The sequence below is a fragment of the Streptomyces bathyalis genome, assembly GCF_015910445.1.
Lineage (GTDB): Bacteria > Actinomycetota > Actinomycetes > Streptomycetales > Streptomycetaceae > Streptomyces > Streptomyces bathyalis.
The window spans coordinates 1587318-1609722 of record NZ_CP048882.1 but is presented as its reverse complement, the minus strand read 5'-3'; the positions used below and the strand labels follow the sequence as shown (position 1 = coordinate 1609722).

Sequence of the window (22405 nt, the reverse complement as noted above, 5' to 3'; positions counted from 1 at the left end):
ACGCCGCTCATCTCCAGCACCGGCCCTGACCGGACCCCACACAAGAGGAAGCGGAGGAACGCCCGTGTCCACGATGTCGCAGCCGGCTTCGCCGCAGTCGCACACCCCCGGTCCCCACGCGCCGGGAGCAGCCCCGCCCGCCCGCGCTGCGGGGCCGGGAGGAAATCCGGCCCGTGGGCGAATCCCCCCGGCTCCTCCGCCCGGTTCGGCGGAACACCAGTCGGCCCACGCCGCGCTGGTCTGTGTCGCCGCACCGCATCTCGTGGTCTCCGCCGAGCACGGCCAGCTGAACGGCGAGGGCATGGAGGGCTTCTACTACGCGGGCAGACGAGTGATCTCCCGATGCCGCGTCCTCCTTGGCGGCAAGGAACCACTGCCGCTCCAGGGGCGCATGATCGGCGCCAGGCAGGCCCGGTTCACAGCGACGGCGCCGACCGTGGTCGGGACGGGACCAGACCCCGAGATCGTTGTCGACAGGCTGCGGTCGGCCAATGGCACCGAGCGCGTCACCGTACGCAACACGGGTGGCCGCCCCGTGAGGCTTCCCTTCGAGATGCACCTCGGGACGGACCTCGCCGAAATCGCCGCCATCGCCGTGGGGCGCGCGGGTGATGAGCTTCCCGCCTCCGTTCACGGTTCGGGCCTGTCCTGGTCGGCCGGGACCCTCCGAGCCACCGTGACCGTGGAGCCGCAACCCGACACCAGCTGGGCTCGCCTTGGACTGCTCAGGTGGGACTGGGAGTTGGCACCCGGCTCAGAGCGCACCGTCCTGCTCAGGACCGATCTGGCACGCCTGGCTTCCGGGCCGGACGATCCCCAGAAGGGCGGAGTCAGAAGGAAGAGCGGGGGCAAGGGAAAGGCCAGGAAGGGAGCCCCGAGGCCGACCTCCGTCGTCGCTCCTCGGCGTTCCAGACCGCCGAAACTCTGGCGGGGCGCGCACGCGAGCGCTGACGACAGGAGGGTCGCGGCCTTCTTCCGGGCCGGTCTCGATGACGCCAACGCATTGCTGCTGAGCGATCCGGCAGCCCCGTCCGACCTGCATCTCGCCGCGGGAGCGCCGTGGCGGTGCGCTCTCGCACCGGCCGAGTCCCTGCGTGCGGCCCGGCTGCTGCTGCCACTCGGCACGCGCCTGGCGGCAGGCACCCTGCGCACCCTCGCCCGGAGTCAGCTCACGGAATCGGGCCCCGACCAGGGCAGACTCCCCGGCTCTCTGCGCCATGCCGGACCGTACGCCCCGCCGAGCTGCAGCGGCGCGGAAGCCACCCTCCTCTTCCCCGCAGTCCTCGCCGAAGCACGCCTGTGGGGGCTGCCCGAATGCGACATCGAGCAACTCCTGCCTGCCGCCGAGCGCTGCCTCACCTGGATGATCGGTGCCGCCGGAGAGGGAGTTCTCGTCCCCGACCCGGCACCGGACGGTCCGTACCGGTGTGAAGTACAGGCGAGCGCGCACCGCGCGGCCCTGCTCGGCGCCGAGTTGCTCGACGCCTGCGGTGGTGACAGGGGAGCGGAGCTGCGGGACTGGGCGGCGGAGCTGGGCCGCCGCTTCCGAGAGGAGTTCTGGCGGGAAGAGGACAGCGGGACAGAACTCGTGATGGTCAGGACCCAGGACGGGGCTGCCCTGACCCATCCCAGCGCCGCGGCAGCGGAGTTGCTCGACACGGGGCTGGCGGGAGGGGGATGTCACGCCAGCGGATTGCTGACCCCGGAACAGACCGCGCAGCTCTGCCGCAATCTGCGGAGCCCGGCCCTCGACTCCGAATGGGGTCTGCGCAGCCTCGGCCGGGGCGATCCCCGGCACAACCCGTTCGGTCACCGCGGTGGCGCCGTGCGTGTCCAGGAGTCCGTCGCCGCGGTCGCGGGGTTCGCCGCCGCGGGCCACGGGCGGGAGGCCGGATGCCTGCTGAGGGGCGTGCTCGACGCGGCAACATCGTTCGGCCTCCGGCTACCGGAGATGTACGCGGCCGAGCAGCGGTCCGACGGCGGGGTTCCGCTGCCGCATCCGGCGGCATGCCGTCCCGCGGCGGTGGCGGCGGCCGGGGCCGTGCATCTGATCATCACTCTCGCCGGAGTACGCCCGGACGTCCCGGCGGGCACGGTTTCGGTGCGCCCGCTGGTGGGTGCACCGCTCGGGGCTGTGCGAATCGCAGGACTGCGCATCGCGGGCCAGCCGTTCTCGGTCCGGGTGAGCGGCTCGGGCGAGGCAGAGGTGGAGGAGGTGGCGGACGATCTCCGAATCGCCGTCGGCTGAACGGAGTTGGGGCAGCAGGAGCGGGAGCGCGGTCCCGAAAGCGGGCGAGGAAGGCACCGGGCAACCGCCTGTTTATCGTCAGGGAGACGACTATGATCACCTCATGCCCTACGACCCGTCGGCCTTCCCTCCCTTCGCCGTCACCGTCGACCTCGTGGTGCTCACGGTGCGCAGACACGCGCTCTGCGCGCTGGCGGTACGCCGGGGCGAGGCGCCGTACGAGGGGAAGTGGGCACTTCCCGGGGGCTTCGTGCGCGCCGACGAGGATCTCGCCTCGGCGGCGGCACGCGAACTCGCGGAGGAGACCGGGCTGCGGGCGCATGACGCGGACAGCCCCGGTGCGCACCTCGAGCAACTCGCGACCTACGGCGACCCCGACAGGGATCCGCGGATGCGGGTGGTCAGCGTCGCCCACCTCGTGCTCGCGCCGGACCTGCCATCGCCCACGCCAGGAGGGGACGCGCGCGGAGCCCGCTGGGCTCCGGTCGATGATCTGCTCGGCTTCGGTGCCGGCGCCGGTGTCGGCGACGGTTCCCTCCGGCATGCGGATGGAGGGGAGAAGGCTCTCGCCTTCGATCACGAACGGATCCTGGCAGCAGGGGTGGAACGGGCCCGGTCGAAGATCGAGTATTCCTCGCTCGCCACCGCCTTCTGCCCACCGGAGTTCACGGTCGGCGAGCTGCGCAGGGTCTACGAGGCGGTCTGGGGCGTTGCGCTCGACCCGCGCAACTTCCACCGCAAGGTGACAGGGACACCCGGCTTCCTGGTCCCGAGCGGAGGAACTACCACACGTCAGGGCGGCCGTCCCGCGCAGCTGTTCCGCGCGGGTGGTGCGACGTTGCTCAATCCGCCCATGCTGCGCCCCGAGGTCTGACGGTCCGACACCCCGCTCGTCCGCAACGGACTTGGCCGGGGAAGCCGCATTGCCCGTGAAAGCGCGACATGTCGCGTTATCTTGCCTGGGTGCATCCCCCATGCGTCACGCGGGAGAAGCGATGATCCAGGCAATCGGGCTCACCAGCCTGCCTCGCCGCCACCAACTCAAGCCCGCTGTCGACGACCTCACCTTCGAGGCGCGTCCCGGCCGCGTCACCGTGCTCCTCGGACCGGAAGGCTCGGGCAAGACAACTGCCCTGCGCCTCATGCTCCAGCTGGAGACGGGACGCGGGACGGCCCTGTTCCGTGGACGAGCCGTCCACCGCATCCAGCACCTGGCGCGCGAAGTCGGTGTGCTGCTCGGCGAAGTGAACGGTCATCCAGGGCGAACGGCCAGAGGGCATCTGCGCATGCTCTCCGCCGCCGCCGGTGTTCCTCACACCAGAGCCGACGAAGTCCTCGACGTGGTCGGCCTCAGCGGTCTCGCAGACCAGCGGATGAGCACCTACTCCCGTGGCATGGACCGACGCCTCGGCATGGCCTGCGCCTTGCTGGGGGACCCGCACACGCTGGTCCTCGACGAGCCGGCCCAGGGGCTGTCCCCACGTGAGACCGCCTGGTTGTACTCGCTGCTGCGCGGCTACGCGAGTCAGGGCGGCGCCGTTCTGACAACGTCGCACACGTCCGATGAGGCGGCCGAACTCGGCGACCGCATCGTCAGTATCGACTCGGGCCGCCTTGTCGCCGACCAGCAAGTCGCCGACTTCGTGCGTACCCGCTTGCGTCCCCGCGTCGCCGTCCGTACGCCGCATGCCGACCGCCTCGTCGCCGTTCTCAATGTGGAGGGACGAAAGGCGGGGAAGGACCGCGCCAACGGTCCCATCAAGGTCGTCCGTGAAGGCGGCACCAGGATCTCGGTGTACGGCAGCAGCTGCGCGGAGGTCGGGGAGCACGCCCACCGGCACGGCATTCTCGTCCACCAACTCACCGATGAGCACGGCGCTACCGGAGACGCGCACGCCCCTGGCCCGCTCGACCGCGCCGACGGCCGCCGCTCGACGCCCAAGAGCGCGATGCCGGATCCGCAGCCGGTCACGACGAGTTCGGCGGCGCACGGGACGCGAGCTGTGCCCGGCGCACCACCCAGGAGCGGCTCCGGGACGGAACCGGCATTGACGCTCGGGGACCTTGACGGCCTTGACGGCCTCGACGACCTCGACGACGAGCTGGCCGAGGCCGCCGCCGATTCCCCTGTTTCCCCCGACCCCGCGCGCAGCAGCGCCCCGGACAGCCGTTCCGCTGCCGGGAGTTCGGAGCCGAAGACATCGTCCGTACCGGCGGACCCGCACACCGCTGCCTCCGAGATGCCCGCCGACGTTGACTCCGACCACCGATCCGAGTCAACGTCCGAACCCCAGGCGGAGCCCCCGTCCGAGCACGAGTCCGTGCTCGTCACGACATCGGCTGCCTCCCTGACACGCTTCGCGTACGGGTCCACGACTTCGGCCCGGGCGGTCGCCGCCAACTCCCCGGCCGGGATGATCGAATCGGACTCCGCAGGGTCCGCGTCGTCACAGGAAGCGGCAGCCGCAAAGACGACGGACGCCGAGGGCGCAATCGGGCCCGACGCCGGGACCGTCCCCGCACCGGATGTTGAAGCCGCCTCCGCCGCAACTTCCGCGGAGGCGCCCACACTCCAGCTCAGCGACGGTCCTCTCGTCGACCCGTCCACCGATGCCGCCACGGTGCCCGGCTCCGGCTCCGCTCCGGACTCCGGCGAGGCTGCTTCCCCGACCCGCCCTGTCCTGATGAAGCCCCTGGCCGACCCGGACGCCCCCCGCCAGCCCAAGTCCCCTTGGACCCCGAAGAGTCCTCCCGCGCGTGCGTCCGCCGAACTCCCGCCGCAGCTGCATGCCGTCGCCCGTCCGGGACCGGCCGCGCCCCTGCGCTACGAGTTGTGCCGCCTCGCCAGCGTCCGCAGCACCTGGATCGCCGTGGCGGTCACCGTGGTCGTGGCCCTCTGCGTCTCGCTCGTCATGGCACGCACCGGCCTGGGGCTTCCCTCCGCAGCGGACAACTCCCTGACAACGGCGGTGCGTCTCCTGACGGGCTGGCCTTCGGGCGACGTCTACGTCCTGCCTCCCGTCGCGGTGGCCGCGGGCCTGCTGGGAGCCTTCGCGTTCGGTGAGGAGTTCCGCTATCCCGCGCTCGCACCCGCCCGTGCCCCTGTACAGCGCCGGGTGAGCCTTCTCTCGGCCAAGCTGGCCGTGTCCGCGACCCTGGCGGTGCTGCTCGGCGTCACGGTCGCGGCCGTCAACGCAGCTGCCGTGACGCTGGTCTTCGGTTCCGGCGCCCTCTCCCTGCCCTCCGACGTCACCTCGGCCTCCGACGGCCCGTGGCAGCTGCATGTCGCATCCGTGTTCGCCTTCGCCGTCGGCTGTGCCTGGGCGGGAGTTCTTGCTGCAGGAATCTTCAGATCGGGCGTGATCGGCACGGCTGTGGTGGTGGCGGTTCCCCTGCTGCTCGCGCCGGTCGTACGGACGTTGCTCGGCGATGCCCGGCACACCACCGAGGGGCTCCCTGGTCGCCTGGAAGCGACCCTGCTGATGCCCTGGCCGCCGGGAACCGAACGCTGGGTGGCCGCGCTGGTCGAGCTGGCGTCACAACCCGTGGGCTTCGCACTGGCGTTGACACTGGCGGCGCTGCTGGCGGCGCTGCTGGCCGGGTACCTCGTCACCACCCTGAACAGCAGAGCGGAGTAGACACGAGCCCGGCCTCGGCGGGTCCTGAATCACGTCAACTTGGTGCGAAAGACGGGCAGATGGCGGCACAACGCTTTCTTTCCGATAAGGCGTCAATTGACAGGAAGTCAGTGATCACCCTTTCGTGTGCTTTTCACCAAAGCCCTCAAGGCGGCCCGTAGCGCCGCCGACAAAGGATGCGTGACTACCCTTGCGCACTCCATGATGACCGCCGCTCGCTCAGCCGACTCGGGGCCGGCCGGCCCGGGCGAACTCAACCGCTACGCCTACGCCGAGTCCTCCGGTACGGCACGCACGTCCAGCAACGTTCCTGCATGGCAAGGCTCCGAGGCCGATATCAACCGCCCGGGGAGGCGTGCGGCCGGCAGCCGGGGCCGGGGACTGCACGGCCAACTCGTCCAGCAGCTCGGCCAGATGATCGTCTCCGGTGACCTCGGGGCAGACCGCCCCCTGGTTCCCGAAGAGATCGGCCACCGTTTCGAGGTCTCCCGCACCGTCGTACGTGAGTCCCTCCGCGTCCTGGAGGCCAAGGGGTTGGTCAGTGCCAGGCCCAATGTGGGTACGCGGGTGCGTCCCGTCAGCGACTGGAATCTGCTCGACCCGGACATCATCGAGTGGCGGGCGTTCGGTCCGCAGCGCGAGGACCAGCGCAGGGAGCTCCGCGAACTGCGCAGCACCATCGAGCCGTTGGCCGCGCGCCTCGCCGCCACCGCTGTACGGGACGAGGTGCGGCAGCGCCTCTCGGACATGGTCGAGATCATGACGCACGCCGTGGCCCAGGGAGACACCCTGACCTTCTCGCGCGCGGACGCCGAGTTCCACGGGCAGCTGCTGCAGGGAGCCGGGAACCGCATGCTCGAACACCTCTCGGGAATCGTCTCCGCCGCTCTCCAGGTGTCCGGCGGTACCGGTACGGGATGTGACGTCGCCACCGAGGCCTCGGTGGCCCGGCACCAGCGGGTCGTGGACGCGCTCACCTCCGGTGAGGGCGGCGCGGCGGAGTCCGCCATGCGGCAGGTGCTCAGCGGTCGCCCCGAGGCGGCTGCCCCCGTCTCCCAGCCCGGCGGGAGCGGCTCCGGCGGCTCCGACCACGTCGTGCCCCCGCCCCGCGAGCACTGAGCGGGTGGATGCCGGGGGAACCGTGCAGCGCTCGCGGGTGCCCGGCCCCCGAGCCCCGTCCGTCGGGGCCCGGATGCGTCCCGTCTCATGGCACGCACGGCTGCGCCGCCGGATTTCGGCGGCGCAGCCGTTTCCGCCCTTGCACATACGGGGCAGCTTCTTTGAGTGATGTCCTTTTCGTCAGCCTCCTTCCAGAATGTATGGAGGGAGGATGTGACCCGGGCCACGTGTATTGCCCGTAACGCTTCGCGTCCCAGCGCGATGACTCAAGAGGTGACAGCCGCGGAGGGAATACTGGCCCAGGAGCCCGGTGCTCGTACAGGCGCTGTATTCCTCCCACAGCTCAGCCCGCGCCGTCGGTTCATCCACACCGGCGGTTTGCCGTTTCCATCGTTCCGAGAGGTTGTTCGTGTCGGCCAGCACATCCCGTACGCTCCCCGCGGAGATCGCCGAATCCGAATCTGTGGTGGCGCTCATCGAGCGGGGAAAGGCTGAGGGGCAGATCGGCGGCGACGACGTGCGTCGGGCCTTCGAGGCTGACCAGATTCCGCCAACCCAGTGGAAGAACGTACTGCGCAGCCTCAACCAGATCCTCGACGAGGAGGGTGTGACGCTGATGGTGAGTGCCGCAGAGGCCCCCAAGCGCACCCGTAAGAGTGTTGCGGCCAAGACTTCCGCCAAGCGCACAGCCACGAAGACGGTCCCGGCCAGGTCCGCTGCCACCAAGAAGGCAGCCGCCAAGCCGGAGACGGCTTCGGTGGAGGCCGACGTCGTGGCCCCCGAGGGCGTCGTCGACGTGGACCCCGTCGAAGTGGCCGCCGCCGAGCTGGCCTCCGAGCCGGTGAAGAAGACCGCCGCCAAGAAGGCCACCGCCAAGAAGACGGCCAAGAAGGCCACGGCGAAGAAGGCCGCTCCGAAGAAGACCGCCGCCAAGAAGTCCGTGGTCGACGAGATCCTCGAGGATGCCGACGAGGCGACCGACGAGGCTCCGGCCAAGCCTGCGAACAAGCCCGGCGCCGACGACGGCCCCACGGCCGAGGTCAAGAACGAGAACGAGGGCTTCGTTCTCTCCGACGACGACGAGGACGACGCACCGGCCCAGCAGGTCGCCGCCGCAGGTGCCACCGCCGACCCGGTCAAGGACTACCTCAAGCAGATCGGCAAGGTCCCCCTCCTCAACGCCGAGCAGGAGGTGGAGCTCGCGAAGCGGATCGAGGCCGGTCTGTTCGCCGAGGACAAGCTCGCCGCCGCCGACAAGCTCGCGCCCAAGCTCAAGCGTGAGCTGGAGATCATCGCCGAGGACGGCCGTCGCGCCAAGAACCACCTGCTGGAGGCGAACCTCCGGCTCGTGGTCTCGCTGGCCAAGCGCTACACGGGCCGCGGCATGCTCTTCCTGGACCTGATCCAGGAGGGCAACCTCGGTCTCATCCGCGCCGTGGAGAAGTTCGACTACACCAAGGGCTACAAGTTCTCGACGTATGCCACCTGGTGGATCCGGCAGGCCATCACGCGTGCGATGGCCGACCAGGCGCGGACGATCCGTATCCCGGTGCACATGGTCGAGGTCATCAACAAACTCGCCCGCGTCCAGCGCCAGATGCTCCAGGACCTGGGCCGTGAGCCCTCCCCGGAGGAGCTGGCCAAGGAGCTGGACATGACGCCCGAGAAGGTCGTCGAGGTCCAGAAGTACGGGCGTGAGCCGATCTCTCTGCACACGCCTCTGGGTGAGGACGGCGACAGCGAGTTCGGTGACCTCATCGAGGACTCGGAAGCCGTCGTGCCCGCCGACGCGGTCAGCTTCACGCTTCTCCAGGAGCAGCTGCACTCGGTGCTGGACACCCTCAGCGAGCGCGAGGCGGGTGTGGTGTCGATGCGCTTCGGCCTGACGGACGGTCAGCCGAAGACACTCGACGAGATCGGCAAGGTCTACGGCGTCACGCGTGAGCGGATCCGTCAGATCGAGTCCAAGACCATGTCGAAGCTGCGCCACCCGTCCCGGTCCCAGGTTCTGCGGGACTACCTGGACTGAGCGGCGGCGCTGCCAGAGCACTCACGGCAGGGGCCGGTGACCTTACCAAGGGTCACCGGCCCCTGCCGTGTGTACGCACCGCCCTCTCAGGATGCGGAGCTGCTCCATCCGGATCACTCTTGATGGTCCGGAAGGCCTTCCCCGAGGCCCTCTCACCGCCAGGAGGCTCCATGCGTCCGCTGCGCGCGCTCCCGATGCCCTCGCTCATACCTGTGCTGCTCGGTGTGGTGCTGGCGCTCGTGCCGGCGCCGCAGGCCCACGCACGGGACCGGGCGGTGGTCGGTGGGCGCCCCGTGGACGCGGCCGAGCATCCGTGGGTCGTGGCCCTCTCCAGTCGCGACCGCTTCGGGAACACCCGCTCCGGTCAGTTCTGCGGGGGAGCCCTCGTGGGCGCCCGTACGGTGATCACGGCCGCGCACTGTCTGAGCCGGGAGGTGCTGGGGGTCTCACACGGCGACGTCGACGACCTGCACGTCATATCCGGCAGGAACGACCTCGGTACGGGCAGCGGACGTGAGGTCAAGGTGAGCAAGAAGTGGATCAATCCCGGATACAACACGAGGACGAACGCGGGCGACATCGCCGTTCTCACGCTCAGCGACCCGATGCCCTCGAGCTCCACGATCCCGATGGCCTCGGCCGGTGACTCCGGCTACGCCGCCGGTTCCGCGGCGGAGGTCTACGGCTGGGGCGACATCAGCGGCAACGGGGACTATGCCCCGCGACTGCGCGTCGCCGACGTCGACATGATCGAGGACTCGGCCTGCTCGCGCGCCTACCGCAGCGGTCCCGAGGGTGCCTTCGACAAGGCGTCCATGGTGTGTGCGGCGGTGGCGGAGGGCGGCCGTGACGCGTGTCAGGGCGACAGCGGCGGGCCGCTGGTGGTGAAGGGGAAGGTCGTCGGGCTCGTCTCGTGGGGGGCGGGCTGCGGTGAGGAAGGCAGGCCCGGCGTCTACACCCGTGTCTCCGCCGTGGCCGGACTCGTCCGCGAGCACAGCGAGTGAAAAATGCGGCAGAAAAGAGGCCCGGGGCGTGAAAGGCGCCGGCGCCGAACGGGATTGTTCGCTTGCAGCGGAATGCCGGGCCACGGTGTGCGGAACGCATTCCGACGGGCCGCTGGGGTGGCTCGGGACACGGAAGGGCGGCCACCCGGTATCACCGGATGACCGCCCACCGATTCCGGCCTGTGCCGGTCCGAGCTCGTCGGTTCTCGGGACGTCTGGTCAAGTAGGGCAGCTCAGCCCTCTCCCGCCTCCGTGCTGGCAGGAGCAGCGGTGAGCTTCTCCGTCTCGTCCTGTATCTCCGCGGCGATCTTCTTGAGCTCCGGCTCGAACTTACGCCCGTGGTGCGCGCAGAACAGCAGCTCTCCGCCACTGAGCAGTACGACGCGCAGGTAAGCCTGTGCGTTGCAGCGGTCACAGCGGTCGGCGGCCGTCAACGGAGTCGCGGGGGTCAGAACTGTAGTCACGTCGCCTCTTCTCTAGCTCGACGAGCTGTCGTACCAGGGTCAACATCCAACCAGGCCGAAAACGTTCCCGCTCTCGGCGAATCCTCGAAGATTTCTCCCCGGGGCGGCTGCATGTTGCCGGGTGGCGGCGAATGAGCCGTATTACGTGGGTTGCTTCGTGATCATGGAGCTTGGTTGCTGTTGTCCAGTTATTTGTCTGTGCAGTGTTCCCGTGTTGAAGGGGACGTGCCCGGAGCCTAAATGGTTCATGCGTCAAAGGGAACGTGATGTGTGCGTCACCCCATCGTGTTATCGAACGTATGAACGACCATGGGCTACCATGAATCCCTTCCTGGGTGGCGCGCCACGCCCTCTCCTGCCTTCTCGGTACCCTCTGACGCGGCAACCAGCCACCACAAGCAGAATTCAGCGAGGAGCGAACCGCGTGACCGCCGACTCTTCCCTGGCCTCCGGCAGGGGGAACACCAAGCCGTCCACCGCGCTGCTCGCCGGGGCAGACAGGGACGGCGGCACTAACTACACCGCGCGGCACCTGCTCGTCCTGGAGGGGCTCGAAGCGGTGCGCAAGCGCCCCGGCATGTACATCGGGTCCACCGACAGCCGGGGCCTGATGCACTGCCTGTGGGAGATCATCGACAACTCCGTCGACGAGGCCCTCGGCGGGCACTGCGACCACATCGAGGTCGTCCTGTACGACGACGGCTCCGTCGAGGTCAGGGACAACGGCCGCGGGATCCCGGTCGACGTCGAGCCCAAGACCGGCCTGTCCGGCGTCGAGGTCGTGATGACCAAGCTGCACGCCGGCGGAAAGTTCGGCGGCGGCTCGTACGCGGCGTCCGGTGGTCTGCACGGCGTCGGCGCGTCCGTCGTCAACGCGCTCTCCTCCCGCCTGGACATCGAGGTCGACCGCAGCAGCCGCACGCATTCGATCAGCTTCCGCCGCGGCGTTCCGGGCATCTTCACCGAATCCGGGCCGGACGCACCCTTCGACCCCGGAAGCGGCCTGCGCAAGGGCAAGAAGCTGCCGAAGAACCGCACCGGGACGCGCGTGCGCTACTGGGCGGACCGGCAGATCTTCCTCAAGGACGCCAGGCTCTCGCTGGAGACGCTGCACGGTCGCGCCCGGCAGACCGCCTTCCTCGTGCCGGGGCTCACGCTGGTCGTGCGCGACGAGCGGGGGCTGGACGGGCAGGAGGCCTCCGAGGAGGTCTTCCGGTACGACGGCGGCATCAGCGAGTTCTGCGAGTACCTGGCGCAGGACAAGCCGGTCAGTGACGTGGTGCGCCTGCAGGGGAACGGCCAGTTCAAGGAGACGGTGCCGGTCCTCGACGACCGGGGCCACATGATCCCCACCGAAGTGCAGCGTGAGCTGGGCGTCGACATCGCGCTCCGCTGGGGCACGGGCTACGACTCCACGCTGAAGTCCTTCGTCAACATCATCGCCACCCCCAAGGGCGGCACACACGTCTCGGGATTCGAACGGTCCGTCGCCAAGACCGTCAACGAGGCGTTGCGCTCCACGAAGATCCTTCGCGTGGCCGAGGACGACATCGCCAAGGACGACGCGATGGAGGGCCTCACCGCCGTGGTGACCGTCCGCCTTGCCGAGCCGCAGTTCGAGGGGCAGACGAAGGAGGTGCTGGGCACCTCGGCGGCCTCGCGCATCGTCGCGCAGGTCGTGTCCAAGGAGCTCAAGGCCTTCCTGATGTCGACCAAGCGTGACGCGAAGCAGCAGGCGCGGGCCGTGCTGGAGAAGATCGCCGCCGCCGCCCGTACGCGTATCGCCGCCCGTCAGCACAAGGAGGCGCAGCGGCGGAAGACTGCACTGGAATCCTCCTCGCTGCCCGCCAAGCTGGCCGATTGCCGTAGCGACGACGTCGACCGCAGCGAACTGTTCATCGTCGAGGGGGACTCGGCGCTCGGCACCGCGAAGCTGGCACGGAACTCCGAGTTCCAGGCGCTGCTGCCGATCCGCGGCAAGATCCTCAACGTCCAGAAGTCCTCCGTCTCGGACATGCTCAAGAACGCCGAGTGCGGCTCGATCATCCAGGTGATAGGAGCCGGGTCCGGGCGGTCCTTCGACATCGACCAGGCGCGGTACGGCAAGGTCATCTTCCTCGCCGACGCGGACGTCGACGGCGCGCACATCCGCTGCCTGCTGCTGACGCTCTTCCAGCGCTATATGCGGCCCATGGTCGAGGAGGGCCGGGTCTTCTCCGCGGTGCCTCCGCTGCACCGGATCGAGCTGGTCAGCCCCAAGAAGGGGCAGGACAAGTACATCTACACCTACTCCGACAACGAGCTGCGGCAGACGCTCATGGAGCTGGAGCGCACCAAGGTCCGCTACAAGGACTCGATCCAGCGCTACAAGGGCCTGGGTGAGATGGACGCCGGCCAGCTCGCGGAGACCACCATGGATCCGCGTCACCGCACCCTTCGCAGGATCAACATCAGCGATCTGGAGGCGGCGGAGTCGGCCTTCGACCTGCTCATGGGCAGCGACGTGGCCCCGCGCCGGGAGTTCATCAGCTCCTCCGCGGCGACCCTGGACCGCTCGCGGATCGACGTCTGAGGCCGAGCCCGTACCCGGCGCCCGGGAAGGGGCGCCGGCCGGGTCTCGGGCCGCGGTCCTGACCCCTTGACCGGTTAGTCACCTGAAGGGGTGAACAGTCCGGGATGCCCCATCCGTGATCTCCTGTGCGTGTCCATCCTTTGGGCATGCGCACCGACGATCCCTGGTACGACGCCGTGGCCTCCGGCTCGGACGATCACGACGCACCGCCTGCGGCGACGGCCGCGACCACGGCCCTGCCCCCTCGTGGCGTGCCGCGCCCCGGAGCCGGTGAGGGTGGACGGACCGGCGACGAACGGCCTGTGGAGTCCGTCGGCCCCGGGACCAGCGATGCGCATGCCGCGGTCTATCTGGCGGTTCAGCGCAGTGAAGCCTTCCAGCAGGTGCGGCGGCGCTACCGGCGCTTCGTCACGCCCGTCAGCGTCGCCTTCCTGACCTGGTATCTCGCCTATCTCGTCACCGCGACCGCAGCGCCTGAGCTGATGGCCCGCCCCGTCGCCGGGGTGTTCAACGTCGCCATGGCCGCCGGCCTCGCGCAGTTCGCCAGCACCTTCCTGCTGACATGGGCGTATGCCCGCCACGCGCGGCTGCGCCGGGACGAACTCGCGCTCGAACTGCGCTGGGAGACGCAGGACATGACCCGCGCGTACTCCGTCGCCCCCACCCCCCGCACCGCCCTGGAGACCATGCGTTGACCGGCAACCATCAGACGCTGACGCTGGTGCTCTTCAGCGCCGTCATCGCCACCACCCTGGCCATCACCACCTTGGCCAGCCGCAGACGGCGCGGCTCACCCGAGGAGTTCTACGCGGGCGGCCGCCTCTTCAGCCCGATGGAGAACGGGTTCGCCATCGCGGGCGACTACATGTCGGCGGCCTCCTTCCTCGGCATCTCCGGCGTCATCGCCCTGTACGGCTACGACGGGATGCTCTACTCGGTCGGCTTTCTCGTCGCCTGGCTGGTGGTGCTGCTCCTCGTAGCCGAACTCGTGCGCAACTGTGGGCGGTTCACGCTGGCGGACGTCGTCAGCGCAAGGCTGCGCGCGCGCCCGGTCCGTATCGCCTCGGGTGTGTCGTCCGTGACCGTCTCGGTGCTGTACCTCGTCGCGCAGATGGTCGGCGCGGGCAGCCTGGTCGCGCTGCTGCTGGGCGGCATGAGCGGGTCGGCGCGCTCCTGGACAGTGATCGGCGTCGGGGCGCTCATGGTCGTCTACGTCTCCTGCGGCGGCATGCGCGCGACGACATGGATTCAGATCGTGAAGGCGGTGCTTCTGCTCGGCGGTGCCGTCACGCTGACCGTTCTCGTGCTGATGCGGTTCGGGGGCGACCTCGGGGCGTTGCTGAGCGCCGCGGCCGAACGCAGCGGCCACGGGCGGGACTTCCTCGCTCCCGGCCTGCGCTACGGCGGGGAGTGGACGCACCGGCTGGACTTCATCAGCCTCGGCCTGGCGCTCGTACTGGGCACCGCCGGGCTGCCACATATCCTCTCGCGGTTCTATACGGTGCCCACCGCGCGTGCCGCGCGCCGGTCGGTGGTCTGGTCGATCGGTCTGATCGGCGGGTTCTACCTGATGACGATCGTGCTCGGTTTCGGGGCGGCCGCGCTGCTGGGGAGCGGGACGGTTCGCGCCTCCGATCCGGCCGGGAACACGGCGGTGCCGCTGCTGTCGCTGGAGCTGGGCGGGGGAGCCGGGTCGACCGGAGGATCCGTGCTGTTCGCCGTCGTCGCAGCGGTCGCCTTCGCGACGATTCTCGCCGTGGTCGCCGGGATCACGCTCGCCTCGTCCGCGTCGGTCGCCCACGACCTCTATGCGTCGCTGAGCAAACGCGGCGCGCGCGGTGAGGTGGGTGTCGCCCGTATCGCAGCGGTCGGTGTCGGAGTCGCGGCGATCGGCCTCGGGTTGCTCGCGCAGCATCTCAACGTCGCCTTCCTCGTCGGTCTGGCGTTCGCGGTGGCGGCTGCGGCCAATCTTCCGGTGCTGCTCTACGCCCTGTTCTGGCGCCGGTTCACCACCAGGGGAGCGGTCTGGTCGGTCTACGGGGGTCTGGTGCCGGCGATCGTGCTCGTGCTGCTCTCGCCGGTCGTCTCGGGCGGGCCCGGCGCGCTCTTCCCCCGGCTCGACTTCGCCGTGTTCCCGCTGGAGAACCCCGGCGTCGTCGCGATTCCGCTCGGATTCCTCTTCGGCTGGCTCGGCACCGTCACGTCGCGGGAGCCGGCCGACGACGCCAAACACGCGGAGACGGAGGTCCGTTCGCTCACGGGCGCGGGCGCGGTCTGACGATCCGCCGCACATCACGGTAGCGGTGCTCGTGGAGCGCGCGGCCAAGTTATGAAGAGTTAGGTCCAGACCTATTGACATCGGTGTCGCAGCGCCGGAAATTGTCTTCAAGAGATGACGGCATGCCCGTCGACGGTCCGCGCTGAGTGAACTGCCGGTCGCCCCACACCCGTTCACCGCAGCGCGGCCCGCCGCCGGACCGCCGGAGCGCGAACCCCGGCCGCGTCACGCGGCCGGGACCTTCTGGGCCGCAGAGGCGGTCCTCCCCACAGGAAGGCACCGCTCGATGAGACCCAAGACCTCCCTGACGGCTGGGCTGTTCGCCGCCGTCGCCCTGGCCGCGATCCCGCTGCTGACGGTGCCCGCGAGCGCGGACGCGCCCCCCGCCCGCCACACCGCGGAGGCGGTGGCGCAGTTCTCGGACGACTTCGACGGACCTGCCGGCAGCCCTGTCGACGGATCCAAGTGGAAGCTGGAGACCGGAGACAACGTCAACAACCACGAGCGCCAGTACTACACATCGGGGACCGACAACGCCGCGCTGGACGGCAACGGCAACCTCGTCATCACCGCCAAGAAGGAGAACCCGGGCAACTACAGCTGCTGGTACGGCCCGTGCGAGTACACCTCGGCCCGGCTGAACACCGCGAGCACCTTCACCACCACCTACGGGCATGCCGAGGCCCGCATGAAGGTCCCTCAGGGGCAGGGCATGTGGCCGGCGTTCTGGATGCTGGGCGAGGACATCGGCAGCGCCGGATGGCCCGGGTGCGGCGAGATCGACATCATGGAGAACATCGGCTCCGAACCGAGCACCGTGCACGGCACCATCCACGGGCCCGGATACTCCGGAGCCGAGGGCATCGGCGCCGGCTACACCCTGCCGAACGGGCAGAAGTTCTCCGACGACTTCCACACCTTCGCCGTCGACTGGTCTCCGGAGAAGATCACTTGGTCGGTCGACGGCAACACGTACCAGACCCGCACCCCCGCCGATCTGGGCGGCGACCGCTGGGTCTTCGACCACCCGTTCTTCATGATCCTCAACCTGGCAGTCGGCGGTTACTGGCCCGGCGACCCGGACGGGACCACCAGCTTCCCCCAGCAGCTCGTGGTCGACTACGTCCATGTGACCGGCGGCAACTGACGGGCGGCTACGGCCGTGCCACGAACCGTCCGGGCCGGCGTTTGCCGGGCGCCGGCCCGGACGCTCCAGGTGCTCAGTCAGATGAGTCCGACGGGTGCAGCGCCTGCGGCAGCACTACGGTGAACTCGGCGCCCCCGCACGCCCCTTCGCCCACCCGCGCGGTACCGCCGTGCCGCTCCGCCAGGCGGCGCACCAGCGCAAGCCCCAGGCCGCGCTGGCGATGGGCAGGCGGGGCCTTCGTGGACCAGCCCTCCGCGAAGACCTGCTCCCGCAGATCGTCGGGGACTCCCGGGCCGCTGTCGGAGACCTTGAGGACGACGCGGGTCGCGTCGTCCTCAAGGGCGCCCTCCCGGAGTCCGGCCGCCTCCGCGTCATCCGCGCGTCCGCTGCGCTCGCCGTCGTGGCCCGTGTGCAGCTTCACCTCGACCCGCGCGTCCGCCGAACCGGCCGCCGCATCCAGCGCGTTGTCGACGAGATTGCCCAGCACCGTGGCCAGCTCGCGCGGGTCGACCAGCCGGTCCGGCAGATGCGTGTCAGGAGTGAGGTGCAGCGCGACGCCGCGCTCGGCCGCGACCGTCGCCTTCCCGACCAGCAGCGCGGCGAGCAGCGGGTCCTCGACGCGTTCCGCGATCTGTTCCGCCGTGGCCCTGTGCACGCCGACGGCCTCACTGAGATAGGCGGCGGCCTCTTCGTGCTGCCCGAGTTGCAGCAGTCCCAGCAACAGGTGCATCCGGTTGGCGTGTTCGTGGTCCTGGGCGCGCAGCGCGTCGATCAGGCCGCGTGAGCCGTCGAGTTCGCGGCCGAGCAGCTCCAGCTCCGTTCGGTCGCGGAAGGTGGCCACCGCGCCTCCGTCGCCCGTGGGCATGCGGTTCGCGATGAGCACCCTGCCCCCGCTGACGGCGAGCAGGTCGGTGCCGGTGACGCTGCCGCACAGCACGTCCGCGGTGCGGCCCGGGCCGAGTACCTGCGCCAGCGGACGGCCCGTGTCCTCGGGGCGCAGCTCCAGCAGCCGCTGCGCCTCGTCGTTGACGAGTCTGATCCTGCCGTCCGAGTCGAGGGCGACGACCCCTTCGCGTATGCCGTGCAGCATCGCCTCGCGCTCGTCCAGCAGGGACGAGATGTCGGAGAAGGCCAGGTCATGGGTCTGACGCTGCAGCCTCCGGGAGACGAGCACGGACGCGAGGATGCCGAAGGCGAGTGCCCCGCCGGCGTAGGCGAGCAGTTCGGGGACGGCTCCGAGGAACTTGTCCCGCACGCCGTCGTAGGCGATGCCGACGGAAACTGCGCCGATCACGTCGCCCTGCCCGTCGCGCAGCGGCACCTTGCCACGAGCGGAGCGTCCCAGGGTGCCCTCGTCGATGTGACGCACCTCGTGCCCGGCGAGGGCGGCGCTGGGGTCGGTGGACACGTGGCGGCCGACGCGGCGCGGCTCGGGATGGGACCAGCGGATTCCGTGGGTGTCCATCACCACGACGTAGCCCGCCCCCGTGGACCGGCGTATCTGCTCGGCCTGCCGCTGCACCGGCCCGTGAACGGACGGCCCCGGTCCGCCCCTGGCCAGATGGCGGGCGAATTCGGGCCGGGCCGCGGTCGTCTGCGCGATGGCCAGGGCCCGGTCCATCGCCCGCTCGTCGAGCTCGTCGCTGAGCGGGGCCAGGAAGAAGCCCGTGACCAGAGCGGTGAGGCCGGTGGCGATCGCCAGCTGCATCAGCAGCACCTGCGCGAAGACCCGCTGCGGCCAGCGTGGGCGCACCAGCGACGCGGACAGCAGGCGGCGCCTGCCGGAGGGGGTCTCCGGCGGAGTCTGCGTCTGGTGCCCGGGCGGCGTGTGCGGTGAGCGGGCCGTGCCGGTGCCGGGCTCCGGAGCGGAGGTGGTGAATGGAGCGGTCACGTGGACCTCGGGTGATGTGCGGGCCGGAACATGATGGTGGCGGCACGGGACTGCGAGCCGCCGGGGCCGCCACGGGCGGTGAGGGGCGCGGACGGACGACGGGCGGGGGAGGCGTGTGAGGACCGTAACCGGTCGGCGGGGTCTCGCGCTGTGACGTGGGCAATCGCCGCGTACGATCGTCAGCCGCCCGCAACTCGCACATCCCGCAGACCTCGCCCGGCCTGCGGACCCGCACATCCCGGAGGAAGCACTCGTGGACCGACCACGGCGCGTACCGGTCATCGTCCTCGCCGGATTCCTCGGCTCGGGGAAGACCACCCTGCTCAACTATCTGCTGCGGCACAGCGGCGGCACCCGCATCGGCGCGATCGTGAACGACTTCGGCAGCATCGAGATCGACGCCATGACCGTGGCAGGGCAGGTCGACTCGATGGTCCCGCTCGGCGACGGCTGTCTGTGCTGCGCCGTCGACACCAGCGACATGGACGGCGTGCTGGACAGGCTCGCCCGTCCGTCGGCGGGGATGGACGTGATCATCGTGGAGGCCAGCGGTCTGGCCGAGCCCGAGACCGTGATCCGCATGATTCTCGCCTCCGGGAGCGAGCACAGCGTCTACGGCGGGCTCGTCGAGGTCGTCGACGGCGCCGAGTTCGAGAGCGTCAGGGCGCGCCATCCCGAGCTGGAACGCCATGTCCGTGCCGCGGACCTCGTGGTGCTGAACAAGTCGGACCGGGTGGGGGAGGAGCAGCTGCGGCGGCTGCGGGAGACGCTGGAGGGGATCGGCCCGGGGACCCCCGTCGTGCCGGCCGCGCACGGGCGGATCGACCCCGCGCTGCTCTTCGATCCGGTGCACCGGCCGCGCCCGCCCGTCGAACAGCTCTCCTTCGACGCGTTGTTGCGGGACGAGGCCGAGGACTCCTGCGAGGGCGCGGAAGCCGACCACTCCAAACACCTGCACGCGGCGTACGAGAGCGTCGAGTTCACCTCGGCGACGGCACTGGACCCCAGGCGGTTCCTTGCGTTCCTCGACAGCCGCCCGTCCGGGCTCTACCGGATCAAGGGATTCGTCGACTTCGGGGCCGCCGACCCCGTGAACAGCTATGCCGTGCACGCTGTCGGCGGGTTCCTCCGCTTCGCACCCTTCCGCCGGAAGACGGGAGAACCGGAGGGCGAGGCGCTGACGCAGCTGGTGCTGATCGGTTCCGGGACCGACGGCGAAGCCCTGCGCAAGGAGCTGGCGGCATGCGTGGCAGACACCTCCGGGCCACCGGACCCGCAGGCGATGTGGGGCGTACTGCGGTACGTCGAGTCCGACGACGCGGGCGATGGACCGTACGACGACGCCGGCGGACTCGACGAGGATGAGACGCCCCAAGTGGCGGCGGCCGACGGCGACTTCACATACGACCCGGGCACGGACGACTGAGGGCCTGACGCCGCGAGCCCGTCATCGGACCCGTGCCGGGCCGCCCCCGCTGCGGCCCGGCACCACCGAGTCCTAGACCGGCCCGGCGACCACCGCGACCGGCTTCTTCAGGGGCACGCCCGACCCGTCCCTGCGGGGATCCAGTTCGGGCAGGTCCGCCGGAGCGCCGGTCTTCGAGGCTGCCTTCGCGGGAGTGGGCCCCGCCCACGCCATCGTCAGAGAGTCCTCACCCTTCAGGAACCGCTGGCAGCGGACGCCGCCCGTCGCCCTGCCCTTCCTCGGGAACTGGTCGAACGGCGTCAGCTTGGCCGTGCTGATCGAGTCGTCGAGCGTGCCGTGCGACCCGGAAAGGGTGAAGACCACAGCGTCCACCGCCGGATCGACCGCCGTGAAGGAGATCACCTTGGCCTCCCCGGTCAGCTTGATGCCTGCCATGCCGCCGGCCGCACGCCCCTGCGGCCTGACCTGGCTCGCCGCGTAGCGCAGCAACTGCGCCTCGTCCGTGATGAAGACCAGGTCCTCCTCGCCGGTACGCAGTTCTGCACCGCCCACGATGCGGTCGCCCTCGCGGAGCGAGATGACCTCCAACTCCTCCTTGTGCGAGGGGTAGTCGGGGACGACCCGTTTCACCACGCCCGCCTCGGTGCCCAGCGCGAGGCCGGGGGAGGACTCGTCCAGTGTGGTCAGACAGATGACCTTCTCGTCGTCCTCCAGCGTCAGGAACTCCGAAATCTGCGCTCCGCCCGCCAAGTTGGGCGACGTCGCCGACTCGGGCAGCTGCGGCAGGTCGACGACGACGAGGCGCAGCAGCCGCCCCGCAGAGGTGACGGCTCCGATCTCGCCGCGCGTCGTCGCGGGCACGGCGGAGACGATCACATCGTGCTTGGCGCGCTTCGCCTCCTGGTCGAAGACCGGCTCGCCGTTGGCCGTACGGGCCAGCAGCCCCGTCGAGGACATCAGCACGCGGCACGGGTCGTCTGCGACTTCGAGCGGCACTGCCGCGACGGGATCGCCTGCCGCCTCCAGCAGCTCGGTGCGGCGCGGGGTGCCGTGCTTCTTCGCGACCTGGGCCAGCTCGCTCGAGACGAGCTTGCGCAGCTCCGCGTCCGACTCGAGGATCCGGGTCAGCTCCTCGATCTCCGAACGCAGACGGTCGCGTTCGCTCTCCAGCTCGATCCGGTCGAACTTGGTCAGGCGGCGCAGCGGCGTGTCCAGGATGTACTGCGTCTGCACGTCGCTGAGGCCGAACCGCGCGATGAGCGACTCCTTGGCCTGGGCGGCGTTCTCGCTCGACCTGATGATCCTGATGACCTCGTCGATGTCCACCAGCGCGACGAGCAGGCCCTCGACCAGATGCAGCCTGTCCTGCCGCTTGCCGCGCCGGAATTCGCTGCGCCTGCGCACCACCGTGAAGCGGTGGTCGACGTAGACCTCCAGCATCTCCTTGAGGCCCAGCGTCAGCGGCTGGCCGTCCACCAGCGCGACGTTGTTGATGCCGAAGGACTCCTCCATGGGCGTCAGCTTGTACAGCTGCTCAAGGACGGCCTCCGGGTTGAACCCGTTCTTCACCTCGATGACCAGGCGCAGGCCGTGCGCGCGGTCCGTGAGGTCCTTGACGTCCGCGATGCCCTGCAGGCGCTTGGAGTTGACCAGATCCTTGATCTTGGAGATGACCTTCTCCGGGCCGACCGTGAACGGCAGTTCCGTCACGACCAGGCCCTTGCGGCGCGGGGTGACCTGCTCGACGGTGACCGTGGCGCGCGTCTTGAAGCTGCCGCGGCCGTTCGCATAGGCGTCCTTGATGCCGTCCATGCCGACGATCCGTCCGCCCGTCGGCAGGTCCGGGCCGGGCACATGGCGCATCAGCGTCTCGAGGTCGGCGCCTGGGTGCTTGATCAAGTGCCGGGCGGCGGAGATGACTTCGGCCAGATTGTGCGGCGGCATGTTCGTCGCCATTCCGACGGCGATGCCGGAGGAGCCGTTGACCAGCAGGTTGGGGTACGCGGCCGGAAGGGTTCCGGGTTCCTGCTCGCTGCCGTCGTAGTTGGCGGCGAAGTCGACGGTCTCCTCGTCGATCGACTCGACCATCAGGTTTGCGGCAGGTGTTGCCCTGCATTCCGTGTACCGCATGGCGGCAGGCGGGTCGTCATTGCCCAGCGAGCCGAAGTTGCCGTGCCCGTCGACCAGCGGCAGCCGCATCGTGAAGGGCTGGGCCATGCGCACAAGCGTGTCGTAGATCGCCGAGTCGCCGTGCGGGTGGAGCTTTCCCATCACCTCGCCGACGACGCGGGCGCACTTCACGTGACTGCGCTCGGGACGCAGACCCATCTCGTGCATCTGGTAAAGGATGCGCCGCTGCACGGGCTTCAGGCCGTCCCGCGCGTCGGGCAGCGCCCTCGAGTAGATGACCGAGTAGGCGTACTCCAGGTAGGAGCCCTGCATCTCGTCGACGACGTCGATATCGAGGATGCGCTCCTCGAAATCGTCCGGCTGTGTCTTCGTACTGCGGGGGGCCATCGCGGCTACGGCTCCTTCTGTGCTTACCGTGCGGGCGGCCGGGCGGCCGGCCGGTGCGGAGGCGGTTCTGAC

At 69.9% G+C, this 22405-nt stretch carries 14 protein-coding genes; 11 read left to right on the top strand and 3 right to left on the bottom strand.

What is annotated here, in order from left to right; all coding sequences use genetic code 11:
* Positions 1–73 precede the first annotated feature (73 nt).
* From G4Z16_RS06940 to G4Z16_RS06915, 6 genes are all read left to right on the top strand, one after another.
* On the top strand, positions 74–2248 hold the full coding sequence (locus G4Z16_RS06940; RefSeq protein WP_197354219.1) for a glycogen debranching N-terminal domain-containing protein: 2175 nt from the start codon (positions 74–76) through the stop codon (positions 2246–2248).
* A gap of 103 nt (positions 2249–2351) precedes the next feature.
* The gene (locus G4Z16_RS06935) at positions 2352–3122 is read left to right on the top strand and encodes an NUDIX hydrolase (RefSeq protein ID WP_197349802.1); all 771 of its coding nucleotides are present in this window, start codon (positions 2352–2354) and stop codon (positions 3120–3122) included.
* A 121-nt stretch (positions 3123–3243) separates the two neighbouring features.
* Positions 3244–5886: an ABC transporter ATP-binding protein gene (locus G4Z16_RS32375; protein WP_246530716.1), complete on the top strand. Its 2643-nt coding sequence runs from the start codon at positions 3244–3246 to the stop codon at positions 5884–5886.
* 126 nt (positions 5887–6012) lie between these two features.
* Complete coding sequence (locus G4Z16_RS06925) at positions 6013–7005, top strand: FadR/GntR family transcriptional regulator (RefSeq protein ID WP_281393669.1); 993 nt, start codon at positions 6013–6015, stop codon at positions 7003–7005.
* Positions 7006–7408: 403 nt separating this feature from the next.
* A complete protein-coding gene (locus G4Z16_RS06920; RefSeq protein WP_197349798.1) occupies positions 7409–9034 on the top strand; it encodes an RNA polymerase sigma factor in 1626 nt (541 codons plus the stop codon).
* A 170-nt stretch (positions 9035–9204) separates the two neighbouring features.
* On the top strand, positions 9205–10038 hold the full coding sequence (locus tag G4Z16_RS06915) for a S1 family peptidase (protein ID WP_197349796.1): 834 nt from the start codon (positions 9205–9207) through the stop codon (positions 10036–10038).
* A gap of 233 nt (positions 10039–10271) precedes the next feature.
* Here G4Z16_RS06915 and G4Z16_RS06910 read toward each other — a convergent pair whose 3' ends face one another.
* The gene (locus tag G4Z16_RS06910) at positions 10272–10502 is read right to left on the bottom strand and encodes a DUF7455 domain-containing protein (RefSeq protein ID WP_028437414.1); all 231 of its coding nucleotides are present in this window, start codon (positions 10500–10502) and stop codon (positions 10272–10274) included.
* 424 nt (positions 10503–10926) lie between these two features.
* Here G4Z16_RS06910 and G4Z16_RS06905 point away from each other — a divergent pair, with 424 nt between their 5' ends.
* The 4 genes from G4Z16_RS06905 (at position 10927) to G4Z16_RS06890 (ending at position 16499) form a co-directional block, all read left to right on the top strand.
* The gene (locus G4Z16_RS06905; protein ID WP_343070719.1) at positions 10927–13074 is read left to right on the top strand and encodes a DNA gyrase/topoisomerase IV subunit B; all 2148 of its coding nucleotides are present in this window, start codon (positions 10927–10929) and stop codon (positions 13072–13074) included.
* A gap of 146 nt (positions 13075–13220) precedes the next feature.
* Positions 13221–13769 (top strand): DUF485 domain-containing protein, encoded by a 549-nt coding sequence (locus tag G4Z16_RS06900; RefSeq protein WP_197349794.1) that lies wholly within the window; start codon positions 13221–13223, stop codon positions 13767–13769.
* Positions 13766–15352: a solute symporter family protein gene (locus G4Z16_RS06895; RefSeq protein ID WP_197349792.1), complete on the top strand. Its 1587-nt coding sequence runs from the start codon at positions 13766–13768 to the stop codon at positions 15350–15352. The genes G4Z16_RS06900 and G4Z16_RS06895 overlap by 4 nt, the downstream gene beginning before the upstream one ends.
* 286 nt (positions 15353–15638) lie before the next feature.
* Positions 15639–16499 (top strand): glycoside hydrolase family 16 protein, encoded by an 861-nt coding sequence (locus tag G4Z16_RS06890; protein WP_197349790.1) that lies wholly within the window; start codon positions 15639–15641, stop codon positions 16497–16499.
* A gap of 73 nt (positions 16500–16572) precedes the next feature.
* Here G4Z16_RS06890 and G4Z16_RS06885 read toward each other — a convergent pair whose 3' ends face one another.
* Positions 16573–18207, bottom strand: coding sequence for an ATP-binding protein (locus G4Z16_RS06885; protein ID WP_197354217.1), 1635 nt, complete (start codon positions 18205–18207; stop codon positions 16573–16575).
* A gap of 436 nt (positions 18208–18643) precedes the next feature.
* On the opposite strand from G4Z16_RS06885, the gene G4Z16_RS06880 reads away from it, so the two are divergent.
* Complete coding sequence (locus G4Z16_RS06880) at positions 18644–19816, top strand: CobW family GTP-binding protein (RefSeq protein ID WP_197349788.1); 1173 nt, start codon at positions 18644–18646, stop codon at positions 19814–19816.
* Positions 19817–19888: 72 nt separating this feature from the next.
* On the opposite strand, the gene G4Z16_RS06875 is transcribed toward G4Z16_RS06880, so the two are convergent.
* Positions 19889–22333 carry a DNA gyrase/topoisomerase IV subunit A gene (locus G4Z16_RS06875; RefSeq protein WP_197349786.1) on the bottom strand — a complete coding sequence of 815 codons (2445 nt, stop codon included), beginning with the start codon at positions 22331–22333 and terminating at the stop codon, positions 19889–19891.
* Between the last annotated feature and the right edge of the window lie 72 nt (positions 22334–22405).

What these genes read in the sequence shown, in the direction of transcription:
- G4Z16_RS06915 (WP_197349796.1), top strand. Translation starts at nt 9,205, where the DNA reads ATGCGTCCGCTGCGCGCGCTCCCGATGCCCTCGCTCATACCTGTGCTG.
- G4Z16_RS06885 (WP_197354217.1), bottom strand. Translation starts at nt 18,207, where the DNA reads ATGCAGCTGGCGATCGCCACCGGCCTCACCGCTCTGGTCACGGGCTTC.
- G4Z16_RS06890 (WP_197349790.1), top strand. Translation starts at nt 15,639, where the DNA reads ATGAGACCCAAGACCTCCCTGACGGCTGGGCTGTTCGCCGCCGTCGCC.
- G4Z16_RS06940 (WP_197354219.1), top strand. Translation starts at nt 74, where the DNA reads ATGTCGCAGCCGGCTTCGCCGCAGTCGCACACCCCCGGTCCCCACGCG.
- G4Z16_RS06875 (WP_197349786.1), bottom strand. Translation starts at nt 22,333, where the DNA reads ATGGCCCCCCGCAGTACGAAGACACAGCCGGACGATTTCGAGGAGCGC.
- G4Z16_RS32375 (WP_246530716.1), top strand. Translation starts at nt 3,244, where the DNA reads ATGATCCAGGCAATCGGGCTCACCAGCCTGCCTCGCCGCCACCAACTC.
- G4Z16_RS06935 (WP_197349802.1), top strand. Translation starts at nt 2,352, where the DNA reads ATGCCCTACGACCCGTCGGCCTTCCCTCCCTTCGCCGTCACCGTCGAC.
- G4Z16_RS06900 (WP_197349794.1), top strand. Translation starts at nt 13,221, where the DNA reads ATGCGCACCGACGATCCCTGGTACGACGCCGTGGCCTCCGGCTCGGAC.